Genomic DNA, 15,971 nt, shown 5'->3' with positions numbered 1-15,971 from the left:
AGTTGGAATTGACGCTTTAAAGTTGTGTTTTGTTCAACTGCTGCTTGAGTTTACGGAATCGGTAGTTTAGATTCCCCATTTTCTGCTGATAGAAGCGGGTGATATGCGATCGAGCCTGAGTGAATGGATCTGGAGATTTGAAGTGCTGTGGGCGGCTTTCAGGCGCGTTGAGGTAGCGATAATACAAGAAGAGGTCACGGTAAGGAATTTGCGCTTCTTCGCCCTGGCAGAGGCGATTGAAGTGAGCGGTGGCAACGCTCATATAGTGCAAGTACATTAGTCTCTGTCCTTTGTCATAGAGGACGTGATCTTGTTGTTCAAATGAGCTTGACCAGTGAGAACCGGGTGCAGTCCCCGTGGACGCAAAGTTGTAGTAGGAAATTTGACTACGGAGCACCATGTAGTTCATCAAAGATTGATCCGGTCCCCAAAGCGCCATCAAATCTGCTTCTCCAGATTTGAGAGAGTCTAGCAGCGATCGCAGGATTTCATCGGTAAATACGCCTTTCTTAGAGGCGAACCAACCCGCACAGAAAATATTCTTGAGTGTCTCAGGTGTAAATACGTTCAGTAGGTCTGCTTGGGAGCCGTCAAAGATGTATTTCAAATCAGAAGAATACTGATAGTCGTTCGTGACCCAATCATAGTCATCCAGCTTTTGAAAAATAGGAGCGACCGAACCAAGAGCAAGGGTATCCGCATCAAAATAAATAAATTGATCAAATTCACCATCAAAGCAGCAGAGTTTGCGGTGCATGGCAAGGCGATAGACGGTCGGTAGTTCGCGTTCGCGCCAGGTTTTCTGTGCCCGATCGTGAGACTGCCAAGCTTCAGTTGCGAACTGTTCCCAACGTTGAATCGAGTCGTGATTCTCAAACAGAGAAACTTGCGGACGGGCTGCAATCAGCGATCGCACTTTGTCTAAGCGATCGTCATACGGCAGAATACAAACTGGCATCGTTGGACTGATATTCGTTTCAATGCTATTGAGCAGTGCAACGAGCTGATCGTAAACGTAGTCATTTGCCAGGATGTAGATTCCGTCCATAAGTCATGCCAGTTTGAGTTGAGATATTGACTCACAAATTGTCAGGAGAGGTATTTTGCCGATCTCGCATCCATGCCTAGCGATTTGCAAAGGGAATGAAACGCGAGAATTTGCGCCAGAGAGCCGTCTCCGGTTCATGTAAATAGCGGTAATGTTCCCACACGTCCCAGTAAGGCGCGCCGGGTCGAATCGAAATTCCTGCCCAATGCAAATACTTCAGCTTTTGAGCGCGATCGTACAAAACGTACTGCCGATTTTCAAAATGCTTTGATCCTGCCCAACTTCCAGGAGCATTCTCTGGCGGTTTAACCAAATTCATTCGTCGATCAAAACACTTCAGTATCAGATAGTTCAGAATCGGCTGATCCGTTACTCCTTGGGTAAAGTCAAAATACTCCCGATGTTGCGCGCAATCTTTCAGAACGTCGTAAAGTTGTTCTTCGCTGATCACTCCCCGACGCGATCCCCAAAATCCGCTATTAAAGACATCTTGCAGTGCTTCCGGGGTAAAAATTGTGTCTTTGACGATTTCAGAGAAAATATTTCTCAACCCTTCGCTCGAATAGTGATAGTCACAGCAGAAGAAATCGCACTCAGACAAATGATTGAGCGTATCTGCAATCTTGTCGAATACAACAATATCAGTGTCAATATAGAGAAACTCATCTAAGACCCCGAACCAAGTCGCGAGCTTTCTCATTTTGTTGGGCAGTTTGAGAAAATCTCGATCGAAGATCTCACCCACTCGGTTGGTGATTCGTTCTAGCAATGCTAAATCGGGGAATAGCTCGACTTGATGTAATCGATGCAGCGTTTCGAGGACTTGATGATACTCGTCATTAAACGGAATCAAGTACACAGGTACTTCTTGATCAAACAATCGAATACTGTTGAGAAGCGCGATCGCATTCTCGATCACCTTGTCGTTGGCGACAATATAAATTCCTCGTTTCATGCGATCCTCAGCTTTTGTAGAACTTTCTGAACGAATGTTGGACTTTGAACCTGAGTCAAAACTGGACGCTTTTCTGGCTCATGCAAAAAGCGATAGTAGAGAAACAGATCTCGATACGGGAAAGTAACAGCTTCACCCTTCGCAACTTGCTCCATCCGTTGCGGCTTCACTCCGATATAGTGCAAATAGGTCAGTTGTCTACCTCGGTCATATAGAATGTGCTCTCTCTCCTCGAAATGGTTGGAAGTGACAGAACAGCCCGTCGATTCTCCATAAGGTAAAAGGTGAGCTAGATTGCAGGTTTTAATGCCCGATTTCATCACCATGTAATTGATCACAGGTTGCTCACCTGCTCCACCGTAGAGAATTTCTCGATCGCCTGATTGCAATGCCTGGATAAAATCTTCACGCTGTTCTAAGTTAAAAAGTCCTCGCTTACTGGCATAGAAGCCTGAACAGAAGATCTCTTTGTTAATTCGATCGGTTGAAAAGACTTCATGCAGCTTTGGTGACTCAGTGTTGTAAATCTTGCTCGGATCAAGAAATTGGAAGTCATACACCACCCAATCGTGATTCTCTAACAAGGCAAAGATGTGAGCCATTGAACTCATTGCCAAGGTATCTGCATCCATATAAATAAAGCGATCGAATGGAGCATCAAACGCACAAAATCGCCGATGTGCTCCATACAGACGCTCTTTCTGATTGAGCTTGGTGGGATCAATCTGCCGCATAAATTCATCCCACTGCCGAATCGATTCCTGATCGTCATACAGCATGACATTGGGACGATTCTGAATCTCTGTGCGAATGCGATCTAATTGATCATCAAAGGGATAGATACAAACCGGAATATCTCGACCCACATTTACTTCAATACTATTGAGCAAGGCGACTAATTGATCAAAAACGCGATCGTTTGCCAGCGTACAAATTCCATTCATGACTAAGACACCCGCTCCACATACTCAGATAGCCAATTCATCAGATTCAACTTGTGCAAGATGACTTGGCGTGCTTCTGCGATCGCGTCTCTTGCTTCAAACCAGGCATCCGGCGTTGCCGTTACTTCTTGAATGTATTTCATGCCTTTCTCGTCCATGCTGGGTAGACGCAGAAAACTACCTGGAGGCAGTAATTTATCGGCTGCTGAGCCGCCATAGTAAATCGGTAAACACCAAGATAGCAAAGCATCCCATAGCTTCTCAGTGACATACCAATCATTCTCGGCATAATTCTCGATCGACAAATTGTAGTAATACGGAGCCATGCCATACCACTTTCCGCCAATTCTCCCGGTTGTGGTTGCCCACTCGGGTAAATCGCGACCATAGAGATCAAAATCAACCTTGTTCTCTTGCAGCATTTTGAGAAATGCGAGCCGTTTGCGGTGATTCTCAGTTCGACTGATGCCTGAAGTAATCCAGCTACAAGTCCGAATTTTTTCAGGGGGTGGCATCTCATTGAGTTCGCGAAAAGTATTGCCTAAATACCAAATTGCGGGCATGTAATCGGGTATCGGTGCAAAATCGTCTGGGCCTGAAACATAAGCACAATACTGGCTTGCCTTTTCGTAGTTCTCTTTTGTGATGTGAACAATTTCTTCTAACGGCGGTTCACGCAAAAGATAAATCATGCGTTCTTTTGCAACGCCTTTGAATTGAGGGGTAACATCGGGTAAGGGCTGAGGCTTGCGGAACCGAGCGCGCCATGAGGTATCGACTTTACGCCGGGGAAAATCGAACTGATATAACAGTAAAAAATCTGGCGTTTCGGCAGAAGCATCAAGTTGAATGTTGCCCCAATGTCCGAATGGATAAGGAGACTGCTGCCACAACCAATCTGTCGGGCTAGGCTTCAACCCGACATAGCTACTTGCCATTCCTACAATTGTTTTTCCCATCGTCTTATGTCCTAAACGGTCTGAGGTTCTTCTGAAAATTGCATCGAATGAAGCTGAGCATAGAGTCCGCCTTGCTTCAATAGGTCTGCATGAGTGCCGATTTCGACCACATGCCCTTTGTCTAGCACGGCAATCTGATCTGCGGTCTGGATAGTAGACAAGCGATGAGCAATGACTAACGTCGTCCGATCGCGCCTCAATTCATCGATCGCGCCCTGAACTAATCGCTCAGAAACGGTATCCAAGGCAGAAGTCGCTTCATCGAGAATCAGGATTTCGGGATCGCGCAGTAAGGCTCGGGCGATCGCGAGTCTCTGTCGTTGCCCGCCAGATAGCATCACTCCGCGATCGCCAATCAACGTATCAAAGCCTTGGGGCAGTTTCACGATAAATTCGTAAGCATTCGCCCGCTTTGCTGCTGCAATAATTTGCTCATCGCTTGCATCTCGACGGGCATAGGCAAGGTTATTGCGAACTGAATCGTTGAATAAGAACGTATCTTGGCTGACGATGCCCATTGATTGCCGAAGCGTGCAAAGTTCAAAGTCTTTGAGATCGCGATCGTCGAGTAAAATTCTGCCTGCGGTCGGGTCATAAAACCTTGGCAGTAGATCTGCTAGCGTTGACTTACCTGCACCGGATGATCCGACTAATGCGAGGGTCGTGCCTTTTGGGAGCCAGAGATTGACCTGATTTAAAACTTGTCGATCGTGTCCTGGGTAGGTAAACGATAAATTCTCGAAGCGAATCCCTTCTGTCATTGCGGTGTAAGGAATATGACCTTTTGACATGAAGGGCTTGTTATCACGTCGGAGAAATTCATTCACGACCGAGACGCTCGGGGCTAGATTCGCAAAAGCGCCTCGCGCGTTGTTTAACTGCCCGACAAATGGCAACATTCGGAACAAAATTAAGAGATAAGTCAGCAGGATTGCAGAAAGCGCTTCAATCTGACCACGAAAGAAGAGACGACCTAATAGCAAAATCGCAACAATCACCAAGATTCCAATCATTTCATTGACGGGTGGAATCAGGGAAGCGTTCGCTTGAGATCGAAAATCAGCATCTTCGCGGGCGTGGATGAGTTGTTCTAGCTTTTGATACTCTCGGCTTTCGCTGGCGGTTGATTTGACGAGGCGAATTCCAGACAGCATTTCGAGGACTGCAACTGAATAGTCGCGTGATTGGTCAGATAACTGCTGTCCAAACTTCTCAGCACGTTTGACGAAGAAGCTGTTAGACAGTGACGCGATCGCGAGCAAAACGGTCGAAATGATCGTCAGTTGCCAAGAGATCGACAGCAGAATGATCAGAAAAACAAAGATAGTAATTACAGTGGACAGCATTTGTACTGCTGTCCGAATTGCGGTTGCGGTTGCGCCCACTTCGCCGCCTAAGCGATTAATCAAGTCGCCGACTTTCGTTTTGACATAGAATTCTAGATCAACATCTAACAGCAGTCTTAATCCTTCTTTGCGAATGTCGCTTACCAATGCCCTTGATAAATGCCCAGAAGTCAAAGTACTGGCATAACTTGTCACATTTTTGAGCAAGATTGCGACCAGGACACATGCCATCATGGTGAGAAATCTTGCATCTCCGACCAAATGCTCAAAGCTTGCAAAGGCTTGTTGTAACAGGGGAGGTGCGCCTTTGAGATTAATCTCTTGACCCAACAATCCCAAGACCACTGGGATCATCAGCATGGTGCTCACACCATTGAATAAGGCTCCCGAAAATCCCAAGACGATTGTTCCAATTAATGGAAGGGGATGACGCAGGGCAAACTTAAGCAGCAATTGGTTGGGCAACATGGATCGGATTGGGCAAACAACAAATTGAAAGCGTCGATCATCAAGCACGGATGAAGAACTGCTTTTAGTTATCCCGCCAGATCAAGACAGACAACAGCTAAACGAGGGCTTCTTGAGAAACGAGGCTTTGATACATCGTTTGCATTTCGTCGGCAACCTCTTCAAAGGTGCGAACAGGTGCGATTCCCTGGCAAAGTTTTGCAACGATTTCGGGGTGAGTTGCTAGCTCAGAGATCGCATCTCTCCAAGCATTGACATCATTTGCTTTCACAAGCCAGCCATCAACGCCATGTTTGATGAGTTCAGCGATTCCACCCAGATCCGATCCAATGACGGGTGTGCCGACGGCATGAGCTTCTCGAACGACTAAAGGTCCGGTTTCAAACCATTGCGATGGCACTGCCAGTAAATCGAAGTTTGCGATCGCAGGGATGACTTCTTCCCGCTGTAAGAGGGGTTTAATCTGAATGCGATCGTCTTGTTCGGCAATTTCTTTGACGCGATCTAAGATTTTGCTACCCGAGTGAAACTTGCCGTGAAGTGAGCCATGTAACGTCAGGGTCACTGGAATGTCTCGCGGTAGCTTTTGCATAGCTTCTACTAAAATGTGAATGCCTTTTGTTTCATGCCAGCGTCCCAGGAATCCAAGCTTTAAGGGCTGACTCAGAGATTTAGGGGCAAAGTGTTGGTGTGGAATCGGCGAACCTTGAGGACAAAGCACAATCTTCTCAGCCGGAATGCCATTTCTCAGAAGCACATCGTACATCCAGTGACAAACTGCAACGATGCGATCGCACAGGTCTGCCATTTCCAAAACTCTGCGGCGATTTTGAGCGACTAAAGTTGGGGTTGCAAACGTTGTCCCAAGTTGACGAACGCGTGGAGAGGGAAATTGATGCAGAGATTTTTTCATCTGCTGAGCGAGATGCGGGGGCAGATGTCCGAGGGTTTTCGCGATCGTCGCAGGAACTTTGTCAGACATGCCTAAGCAGACTCCGCATTGAGCCTCATCAATTCTGCCGTCGCAAGGTTCGGCTCCGTTTCGCATCATGGTCTGACGTAAGCAAATTGGCTCTGGAGTGTGGAGCGTCATCACTGTTTTCATGCCGAGTTGCTTGGCTAAACGTAGATGATGCGAGCCACAGTCGAAACGGTAGGAATGTTGATGAAAAATCGGGGCGGATTGCTGTTTGAGCCAGGTTGCAAAGGCTTCAAAGTGGTCGTGGGGGACAAGTTCTTGCCATTGGTCGAGGGGCGGATTGGTGGGAACAGGATAGCGATAGACTTCAGTTGTATTGTGATGGTAGAAGTGTGATTCATTGCCTTCGCGGGGAGCAGCCACGATCGAGTCAACACCTCGGCTGTGTAAGCAATCGGTGAGCTTAGCAACATAGACTTCGGTTCCGCCATAAGCATCGGGAGGGAAACCACTAACTGCGTGAATAATGTTCATTGTTTGGATTGTGGACGGCGAGTAATCCCCGATGTTGGGGTAAAACGAAGTGATTAAACAATCTGTGACAGTAAATTTTCTACAATCGGAGCCATTGCTTCGACACTGTAATGGGCTAAACACCGCTCTCTGGCTTGATTGCCTCGAACCTGTGCCGCGTCCCAATCTTGGAAAATCTCATTTAACTTTTCAGCAATTTGATCAGGCGATTGGGGATCAACAAGAAAGCCAGTGCCCGCTAAAATTTCTGGGATATCTCCTACCCGAGTTGCCAAAATGGGTTTTGCCATGGACATTCCCTCAGTTAGCTTGATTGGGAATTGAGCTTGCGCGGTCACGGTGTCACGCTGCGGAACGACGACGACATGCGCCGCTGCAACAATCTCAGGCATTTGCCAAAACGGAACGGGTGGAATTTTAATCACCCAGTTGCCCCAGGTGTCGAGCAGATGTCGATCGTAGTCATCATAAGGACTTCCTCCAACAATGACTAAGCGCAAATCTGGTTGGTTCAATTTTTCTAACGCAACGAGGACATCTTCTAATCCTTTATGCGGACGCGATGCTCCAGGAAACATCAAGACTCGGTACTCTGATAAGCCATATTTCTGCCGACTGGCTTCAGCATCGAAACGGCTTGGATCAAACATGTCAGTATCTTTGCCGTTTGGGAGGTAAGTTCCACCAAAGCGTTTTTGTAGAAAGGTTGTATCGACTGTAATGCTATCAGCCTGCTGAATCATCTCCTCCATCCATTGCAAGTAGAGGAAATGATCTGGCGATCGCAGTGCGCCATCTTTTTTCAGTAAGTCTCGTCCGAATTGTCTGAGTCCAGGTCGATACTGCTTTTCACCAATCCAGCTCAGTTCCCAATCATCGATATCGAGCATGACTGGAATCTGCGATCGCATTTTTTTCAGTAAGCCAACGCCAAAGCTCGTCGGCTTCGGTTTGACGGCATATATCAGATCGCCATCAATGCGATTTATCAGTTGCGCCGCAGTCTTAAAAAATTGCGGATATTGACCGCCCGGTAAACAGACGATCGGTAAATCAGTCGGCGGTTCGGGATAGATTTTTTCACCAAACAGAAATCCGAGAATTTCAACCTGATGATTGAGCGTTTTGAGAACTTGGGCGAGCAGATACGCACGATCGACCCCCCCTTTCGCAAAATTAGGCGTAAGAATAGAAACTTTCATCGTTAAGACGGAGGCAGCCCAACGAAAGCTAGTGTTCCCGCATCAAGCTTTGATAAAGCTGTATCATCTCTTGGGCAACCGCTTGCCGTGTTTTTACGGGTGAAATGTTTTGTTTGAACTGAGTAATCTTCTCTGGATGTTCGGCAAAATCCGCGATCGCGCTTGCCCAAGCTTGAGAATCTGTGGCAGGCACAAGCCAACCATCGACTCCATGTTTGACTAACTCTTGAATGCCTCCTAAATCTGATCCGATCACAGGCGTGCCAGCAGCAAATGATTCCAGTACAACCAAAGGACCGGTTTCTAACCATTGCGAAGGGACAGCCAGCAAATCAAAATTCGCGATTGCTGAACTAATTTCGGTTCGAGCGAGTGGTGGTCTGATTTGAATCCGGGCATCGTGTTGAGCGATCGCCATCACTTTTTCACGATTTGCTGCACCATGCTGATCGGCGTGAGTTGCATGAATGATCAACTCGACGGGAACATTTGGGATCGATTGCAGGGCTTCGACGAGAATTTGCACGCCCTTCGTTTCTTGCCAGCGCCCGAGAAATCCAATCCGAATGGGACGTGTCACCCATGATTTTTGAGGGATCGCATCGACTGAAACTCCGTGGCGACTCAGCACCAATTGAGATGCAGGAACGCCATTGAGGACAAAGGCATCGTAGAGCCATTGGCAAACGACGACAATGCGATCGCTCAATTTCAAGACTTGATCAAACTGCTGACGCTGCACTCGCACTTGCGCTGGAGTCGCGATCGTCGTTCCTAATTGGCGCAACCGTATATCCGAAGATTGGCGTAAGCGATCGCGCGCTTGAGTTGCGATCGCACTCGGTAAATAACTCAATCCCTGGGCTGCCCAAGTCGGAACTCGCTTGGAAACTCCTAAACAGGCACTACATTTCGCCGGATCAATTTTGCCATTGCAAGCAGAATTGCCACCTTGCATCATCGTTCCACGTAAGCAGGCTAAATCGGGCATGTGAATCGTAACGACTGTTTTCATTCCCAACTGTTTCGCACTGCGTAAATGGGGAATGCCACAGCCTGCGGTTAGCGTGTGTTGGTGGTAAATTTCACCTTTGTGCTGACTCAGCCAGGTTTGGAAGGCTTTGAGGTCTTGAGCCGGGTAGCGATAGACCTCAGTTTCGTGATATTGCTCGATCGTGGGATCTGAAATGGATCTTGCTGCTGCAACTGAAGAATTCAAACCGAGTGCTCTGAGATCTTGAACAAGACCATCGAGATAGACTTCAACCCCGCCAAACGAATCCGGCGGAAACCAAGCACTGGCTTGAATTACGTTCATGTGGGCGAGAATCCTTCGTCTACAAGTTTGATTTGACCCGTTTGGATGTAATCAAAAATTTGATTAATCTGTCGCCGTTCTTCGGGTGTGAGACGTTGATTGGCAAGGAGGGCAGATGCGAGGTGGAGATGCTCGTATCGGTTGATCGTTTGAAGTTGAAGAATGCGATCGAGGATGCGCTGAATTGGAAGATTAGATCGATTTTGAGTTGCTCTTACCATAGAATCGTCGCTTTGCTGTCTAACTGGGGCACGTCAAACACAAGTCAAAATAAGACAAAAGTACGATGACTTTTATCCTTTTCTACTGTTACGCGTTTTTGCGGGGGACACACAAAGGTCGGATGAGAATTCCATCAAGACTTTGTAAAATCTTGAGAGGCTCTCGTTAGTATTGACGATTTCAGGCTCGGAACAAACACTGTCATTTTCTTTAGCTATATGCAAATTTATCGGATTTCGGCACTTTCTACTAACTATATTTTTCTACTTTACGATGCGATTCAGCAAATCGCGGCGATCGTCGATCCGGGTGAGGCAAAACAGGTTTTGCAAAAGGTTGAAGAATTAGGCGCAGAAGTGGTTGCCATTTTCAATACGCATCATCACTGGGATCATGTGGATGGCAATTTAGAGGTGTTAGCGCGATTTCCAAATGCGGTCGTTTATGCGGGTCGGCACGATCGCGGTCGAATTCCAGGACAGCAGGTGGAATTAGATGCAGGGGATCGGGTGAAGTTTGGCGATCGTGAGGCTGAGGTGCTGTTTCTCCCTGGACATACGCATGGGCATATTGCCTATTATTTTGCGCCAGTTGCCGATGAAGGGGGAGAGCTATTTTGTGGGGATGTGCTCTTTTCGGCGGGGTGTGGACGCCTGAAAGAGGGCACGCCTGCTCAGATGCTAGCGTCGTTGAAGCAGATTCGAGCATTGCCGGATCGGACGCGGGTTTGGTGCGCGCATGAGTATACGTTGAGTAATTTGGAATTTGCGATGACAGTCGATCGAGAAAATTCGGAGTTGCAAGCGCGATTTGCGGAAGTGCGATCGGCTCAAAATCAGGCAACGATTCCGGCAGATTTGGGCTTGGAGAAACGAATTAATCCATTTTTGAGATGGGATACGCCTGAACTTCAAACAGCAATGGGGCGAACTGGAGACGTTGAAACCTTCGCGGCACTGCGTCAGAAAAAGGATCATTTTTAATATGGAAGCCATTCAAAATTTTGTACAGATTCGCGAGGGTCTTGCAACGGCTGGACAACCCACGATCTCACAATTTCAAGTCATCAAAGAGGCAGGCTATACCGTTGTGATCAATCTCGCTGTTCCCACTTCAGAAGGCGCGATCGCACAGGAACGCGAAATTGTAGAATCCTCGGGAATGCAGTATTTTCACATTCCGGTGATTTGGGAGCAGCCGACGATCGCAGATTTTGAGCAATTCTCGAACATAATGCAGCACTCTCAACATGAATCCGTCTTTGTGCATTGTGCAAAAAATATGCGAGTCTCAGCTTTTGTGTATCTATACCGAAAATTGCACGAACACCTGAGTGAAGAGCAGGCAAAAGCGGATTTGCTAAAGATCTGGCACCCGAATGAAACCTGGCAGAAATTTATAGAAGCTGTTCAGAAAGCAGCGGTAACTTAATCGTAAAAGTTGCACCTTTGCCCTCCCCTAAACTGTTCGCTTGAATCACTCCACCATGCAGTTCGATCAAATGTTTCGCGATCGCAAGTCCCAAGCCTAAGCCCCCAAAACTGCGAGTCGAACTGCCGTCTTCTTGTCGGAAATTATCAAATACATAGGGCAGAAAACTGGCAGAAATGCCCCGCCCAGTATCGCTGATGGTCAGTTTCGCCTCGGTTGGAGATGTAGAAAGATGAATTGTCACGTTTCCAGAAGCAGGCGTGAATTTCACTGCATTGGATAACACGTTCCATACGACTTGTTGCAGTCGATCGCTATCGCCACGCACCATTACTGGCTGAGGATCGTGCAAAAATTCTATCGAAATGGCTTTCGACTCTGCTGCTAGATAAACTGTGCTGATTGCTCCTTCCACGACTGCCGCTAAATCGACAGGTGCAGCGCGCAGATTGAGCTTACCTTGCAGAATTCGAGAGACATCGAGTAGCTCGTCAATCAATGTGAGTTGGAGCTTGGCATTGCGCTCGATCGTCTCTAGAGCTTGTGCTGCTTTTGTGGTATCCAATCGCTGTGTTTTGAGCATCTGCGCCCAGCCCAGAATGGGATTCAACGGAGTTCTCAATTCGTGAGAAAGTACGGCTAAGAATTCATCTTTGAGCCGATTGACTCGTTCTAACTCTTCTGTTCGTTGGCGCAGTGAATCTTCTAAGCGTCTGCGCTCTCTTAAGTCCACAATAAATGCGATCGAATCGCGGCGTTTCTCTCCGACCAACACATAGCCAATCAATACAGGAACTCGCTGCCCATCTCGCCGGATGTATTCCTTCTCATAAGGTGTACAAGCTCCTCGCGCCTGTGCCTCCGCGACATGCATTTCATCCAAGGGCAAAAATTCTGGGGGGGTAATGTCGATCCAGTTGATTTGTCCTGCTTCAAGCTCTTGCTGAGTGTAGCCAATAATCCGTAGCAGTTCATCGTTGGCGCGATGAATTCCACCTTCTACATCTCCAAATAAAATGCCAATAATATTGGCATCTGCGAGGCGACTAATGCGGTCTTCTCGATCTTGTAAAGTTTCTAATGCTGTTTTTAACTGTCCTTCTGCATCCCGCCGTTGTCGGTCTTCACGATTGAGAATCTTCGCGGTTTTCCAGATAAATACCGACGAAATCAGAATCAGAATCAACACTAAGCCAGAAATCGCGAACGCTACATCATACCAGCCAAGCTTCCAGCCTTGTAATACGAGCCAACCTAACAATAATGGGAAAATCAGAATGACCAGCAAAATTCTTCGTGCAACGATTCCTCCGACTAGAGGACTGCTAATCGATTTCATCAGTCCTTGATCTGGCGCAATACAAAGCAGCGCGATCGCGACTCCAATAAATGCGATCGCAGTCGGAAACGCCATCGAGGGGGCAGACAGATCAATTTGATATAACAGTCGTACTCCGTAGACATATCCGATTAAGGCTTGGAGTGCAATCGTGCCAATTGCGCAAGCTAACCCTTGAAACCATCTTGCTCGCGATCGTCGAAACTTTAGCGCCAATAACGCGAGTCCAGTTAAAACAAAATTCACTGCAGCATTGATGCCAATTCGCTCCTCTTCCTCGGATGGAGCAAAAAACTGTCCTAGAGCTAAACTTTCATCAAAGGTAGATTGAAGCAGCGCGATTGCACCAATCAGTAGAGGCACGACTGCGGCAATGAATTTGAAATGATCTAAGGCTTTCGATCGCCGCTCGACAGGGGAGATTGTGAGAAGTAAAAATAATCCAGCTGCAACGAAACTGGCAGCAGCACCCGTCCGCATGCTCGTGGTTCCAACTAGCAGAATGTTTCGCAACCAGGAAAGATTGAAAAACCACCCAGCTAGAACGAGACTCCCAATCAACGTGATGACTGTACTCGCATAAATAGATATCGCTCTCCATTTACTAAGCTGAGAATCTGGGACATAAGACAGCAGAGGCGGCATAGGTGAACGCTATAACATAAACGAGCCGACAACTCAGATAGTTTGGGCTGTCAGGTTGGTTAATGAATTGGTAGGACTAAGTTTAGGACTTTTTTGAACTAAATCATGCCTAAAAATTGGTGCGGGTACGGGTGCTTACCTAGAATATAGTAAGCGTGATAAATTGTTCGTCTACCGTAGGGCAGAGTTGCGGGGGCGCTGTCATCCTTCCTGTTGGTGAAGTTGTGTTTAGTTGGGGCTGAAATCTGATCGCTATAATAGCCCTGCTGTTATTGGTTGTGATTTTGCATCAGCCTGCTGAATCGTCAAAGACTGGAATTCTTTATGCAGTTTTAGCGTACTCTGCGTGGGGACTGTTTCCGGTGTATTGGAAGTTTTTGGCGCAAGTGCCTGCGGTGGAATTAGTCTGTCATCGGATTATCTGGTCAGCTTTACTGTTGCTCGGACTGCTTCGGATACAGAAACAACACGCGAATTTTTGGGAACTTTGGCGATCGCCAAAACTTGTGGGGGCATTGTTCGCCACGACTGCGATCATTGCCTGTAACTGGGGTGTCTATATTTATGGGGTCAATACAGGTCGGATTGTGGAAACCAGCTTAGGGTACTACATCAATCCTTTAGTCAGCGTGCTGTTAGGATCTGTGATTTTGAAAGAAAGACTAAATCGAGGGCAGAAACTCGCTGTGTTGATGGCAGCGATCGCGGTTGGAAATTTTGTTTGGCATTTTGGACAAGTCCCTTGGATTGCTATCTTTCTAGCATTGTCATTTGCCACCTATGGCTTGTTTCGCAAACTGATCACTGTATCGCCGATTGTTGGGCTGACGGTCGAAACCTTGCTGGCGATGCCGATCGCTTTAGGGTGGGTTGGATATAGAGCGGTGACGGGGACAGGGTTTTTCGGGATGGATGGGCAGGTGACACTCTTATTAATCGGATGTGGAGTTGTGACTGCATTGCCGTTACTGTGGTTCAACAATGCAGCCAAACGGCTGAGGCTTTCGACGATGGGCTTTTTTCAATACCTAGCTCCGAGCCTTCAGCTTGCATTAGGCGTGTTGTTTTATCATGAGCCGTTTACTGCGATTCATGGTCTAACTTTTACGCTGATCTGGAGCGCGATCGCGCTTTATTCAGTCTCGTCGGTGAGCAAGCTCGCCGAGTAGATAAGTTGAATGAATGGTGCGATCGTCGCCCATGATGATTAAACTGAACAGTAAATCTGCGAGTTCTTCTAAAGTAGTCGGCATGGTTTCGGGATTGCGAAGGCTCATGATCGGGGTCGATCGCGGATCCATCACGATGAAGTCGGCTTCTTTACCAAGGGCAAAGTTGCCGATTTTGTCATCTAAACTGAGCGCTTTTGCACCTCCCAAGGTTGCTAAGAATAGGGCTTGGAACGGCGAAAGTGTTTGATGGTTGAGTTGAGCAATTTTGTACGCCTCGCACGCCGTTTTCAGCATCGAAAAGCTAGTGCCGCCGCCAACATCAGTTGCTAATCCAAGTTTCACCCGTTGAACGATCGAGCGTTCAATGTCGAACAAGCCACTGCCTAAGAAAGTATTTGATGTCGGACAAAATGCGATCGCAGAGTTTGCCTCTGCTAATCGTTCAAGTTCTAGATCGCTGAGATGAATACAGTGCGCGAATATCGATCGTTCTCGGACTAAACCGAACTGATCATATACATCCAAATAGGTTTGACAGTCTGGAAACAGTTCTTTCACCCAGGCGATCTCAGCCAAGTTCTCAGAAAGATGGGTGTGCAAATAAACATCAGGAAACTCTGCTAAGAGTTTGCCCGCATAGGTCAGTTGCTCAGGGGTGGAAGTGGGAGCAAAGCGAGGTGTGACTGCATAGAGGACGCGATTGTGGTGATGCCAGCGCTCAATCAGTCTTTTACTGTCTTCGTACGAGGATTGGGCGGTATCTTTGAGAAAATCCGGCACATTGCGATCCATCATGACTTTGCCGATGATCATCCGCATATTTCGGCGATCGCATTCTTCAAACAATGCTTCAGCCGATTCTGGAAATACTGCGGCGAGTACTAAAGCCGTAGTTGTCCCATTGCGGAGCAGTTCATTCACAAACACGGGGGCAATCGAGTCGGCATGGGTTTTCTGCTTGAATCGCCGTTCTGTGGGGAAAGTATATTTCTCTAGCCATTCCAACAGTTGTTTTCCGTAAGCTGCAATCATTTCCGTCTGCGGGAAATGGATATGAATATCAATGAAGCCAGGTAGGATGAGATGATTGGGATGCGATTGGATAGCAATGTCTGCATATTGGGCTTTTAATTGAGCATAGTCTCCCAGGTCTTTGATTTTGCCGTTTTCTACAACCAACAAGGCATCTCGAATATAGCGAACAGATTTGGATTCAGACGTATAGAAAGGGTCGGCAACGAAATCTAAGCAGGCACTACGAAAAGCTTTGACAGTCATTTAGAAAGGACTCTTAACATGCACCCTCTATTCTAGTGACTGATCAATTTTAAAAAGCAAAAAGGGAGACATCATGTCTCCCTTTTTCTTTAGGCATGCGGATGGCGAGACTCGAACTCGCAAGGCAATGCCACACGCACCTCAAGCGTGCGCGTATACCAATTCCGCCACATCCGCCTAAGCCTTATTTA

At 47.2% G+C, this 15,971-nt stretch carries 14 protein-coding genes and 1 tRNA gene; 3 read left to right on the top strand and 12 right to left on the bottom strand.

Going from position 1 to position 15,971, the window contains the following annotated elements; translation table 11 throughout:
* Positions 1-16 precede the first annotated feature (16 nt).
* The 9 genes from J0L70_RS00925 to J0L70_RS00885 all read right to left on the bottom strand — a co-directional run bounded on the left by J0L70_RS00925 (position 17) and on the right by J0L70_RS00885 (position 9,914).
* Entirely contained in the window at positions 17-1,048 is a 1,032-nt protein-coding gene (locus J0L70_RS00925) for an Npun_R2821/Npun_R2822 family protein (RefSeq protein WP_287452710.1), read from the bottom strand.
* Positions 1,049-1,124: 76 nt separating this feature from the next.
* Entirely contained in the window at positions 1,125-2,003 is an 879-nt protein-coding gene (locus tag J0L70_RS00920) for an Npun_R2821/Npun_R2822 family protein (protein WP_287452709.1), read from the bottom strand.
* The gene (locus J0L70_RS00915) at positions 2,000-2,947 is read right to left on the bottom strand and encodes an Npun_R2821/Npun_R2822 family protein (RefSeq protein WP_287452707.1); all 948 of its coding nucleotides are present in this window, start codon (positions 2,945-2,947) and stop codon (positions 2,000-2,002) included. Before J0L70_RS00915 ends, J0L70_RS00920 begins: the two co-directional genes overlap by 4 nt.
* Positions 2,948-2,949: 2 nt before the next feature.
* Positions 2,950-3,906, bottom strand: a complete 957-nt coding sequence (locus tag J0L70_RS00910; protein ID WP_026148948.1) for a glycosyltransferase family 10 domain-containing protein — start codon at positions 3,904-3,906, stop codon at positions 2,950-2,952.
* 11 nt (positions 3,907-3,917) lie between these two features.
* Positions 3,918-5,720, bottom strand: coding sequence for an ABC transporter ATP-binding protein (locus tag J0L70_RS00905; protein ID WP_017290612.1), 1,803 nt, complete (start codon positions 5,718-5,720; stop codon positions 3,918-3,920).
* A gap of 97 nt (positions 5,721-5,817) precedes the next feature.
* Entirely contained in the window at positions 5,818-7,173 is a 1,356-nt protein-coding gene (locus J0L70_RS00900) for a glycosyltransferase (RefSeq protein ID WP_287452705.1), read from the bottom strand.
* 53 nt (positions 7,174-7,226) lie between these two features.
* Complete coding sequence (locus J0L70_RS00895; protein WP_287452704.1) at positions 7,227-8,375, bottom strand: glycosyltransferase family 4 protein; 1,149 nt, start codon at positions 8,373-8,375, stop codon at positions 7,227-7,229.
* Between the two features lie 28 nt (positions 8,376-8,403).
* Positions 8,404-9,693 carry a glycosyltransferase gene (locus J0L70_RS00890; protein WP_287452703.1) on the bottom strand — a complete coding sequence of 430 codons (1,290 nt, stop codon included), beginning with the start codon at positions 9,691-9,693 and terminating at the stop codon, positions 8,404-8,406.
* Positions 9,690-9,914 carry a hypothetical protein gene (locus J0L70_RS00885; RefSeq protein WP_017290616.1) on the bottom strand — a complete coding sequence of 75 codons (225 nt, stop codon included), beginning with the start codon at positions 9,912-9,914 and terminating at the stop codon, positions 9,690-9,692. Before J0L70_RS00885 ends, J0L70_RS00890 begins: the two co-directional genes overlap by 4 nt.
* 219 nt (positions 9,915-10,133) lie before the next feature.
* Between J0L70_RS00885 and gloB the strand changes: the two genes are divergently transcribed.
* Together gloB and J0L70_RS00875 are read left to right on the top strand one after the other, a co-directional pair.
* Positions 10,134-10,898, top strand: coding sequence for a hydroxyacylglutathione hydrolase (gloB, locus tag J0L70_RS00880; protein WP_268180315.1), 765 nt, complete (start codon positions 10,134-10,136; stop codon positions 10,896-10,898).
* 1 nt (position 10,899) lies between these two features.
* Positions 10,900-11,346 (top strand): protein tyrosine phosphatase family protein, encoded by a 447-nt coding sequence (locus J0L70_RS00875; RefSeq protein ID WP_287452701.1) that lies wholly within the window; start codon positions 10,900-10,902, stop codon positions 11,344-11,346.
* On the opposite strand, the gene J0L70_RS00870 is transcribed toward J0L70_RS00875, so the two are convergent.
* On the bottom strand, positions 11,312-13,330 hold the full coding sequence (locus J0L70_RS00870) for a sensor histidine kinase (RefSeq protein WP_287452700.1): 2,019 nt from the start codon (positions 13,328-13,330) through the stop codon (positions 11,312-11,314). The two genes, J0L70_RS00875 and J0L70_RS00870, sit on opposite strands and share 35 nt — an antisense overlap.
* A gap of 278 nt (positions 13,331-13,608) precedes the next feature.
* Here J0L70_RS00870 and rarD point away from each other — a divergent pair, with 278 nt between their 5' ends.
* Positions 13,609-14,499, top strand: coding sequence for an EamA family transporter RarD (rarD, locus tag J0L70_RS00865; RefSeq protein WP_268180309.1), 891 nt, complete (start codon positions 13,609-13,611; stop codon positions 14,497-14,499).
* On the opposite strand, the gene guaD is transcribed toward rarD, so the two are convergent.
* The gene (guaD, locus tag J0L70_RS00860; RefSeq protein WP_287452699.1) at positions 14,467-15,780 is read right to left on the bottom strand and encodes a guanine deaminase; all 1,314 of its coding nucleotides are present in this window, start codon (positions 15,778-15,780) and stop codon (positions 14,467-14,469) included. The two genes, rarD and guaD, sit on opposite strands and share 33 nt — an antisense overlap.
* 96 nt (positions 15,781-15,876) lie before the next feature.
* Positions 15,877-15,957, bottom strand: a tRNA-Leu gene (locus J0L70_RS00855).
* Positions 15,958-15,971: the final 14 nt, after the last annotated feature.

The sequence above is a fragment of the Leptolyngbya sp. UWPOB_LEPTO1 genome (assembly GCF_017302695.1).
GTDB classification, from domain to species: domain Bacteria; phylum Cyanobacteriota; class Cyanobacteriia; order Leptolyngbyales; family Leptolyngbyaceae; genus Leptolyngbya; species Leptolyngbya boryana.
The sequence above is the reverse complement of the archived record's forward strand: the minus strand, read 5'-3'. Positions and strand labels throughout refer to the sequence as shown.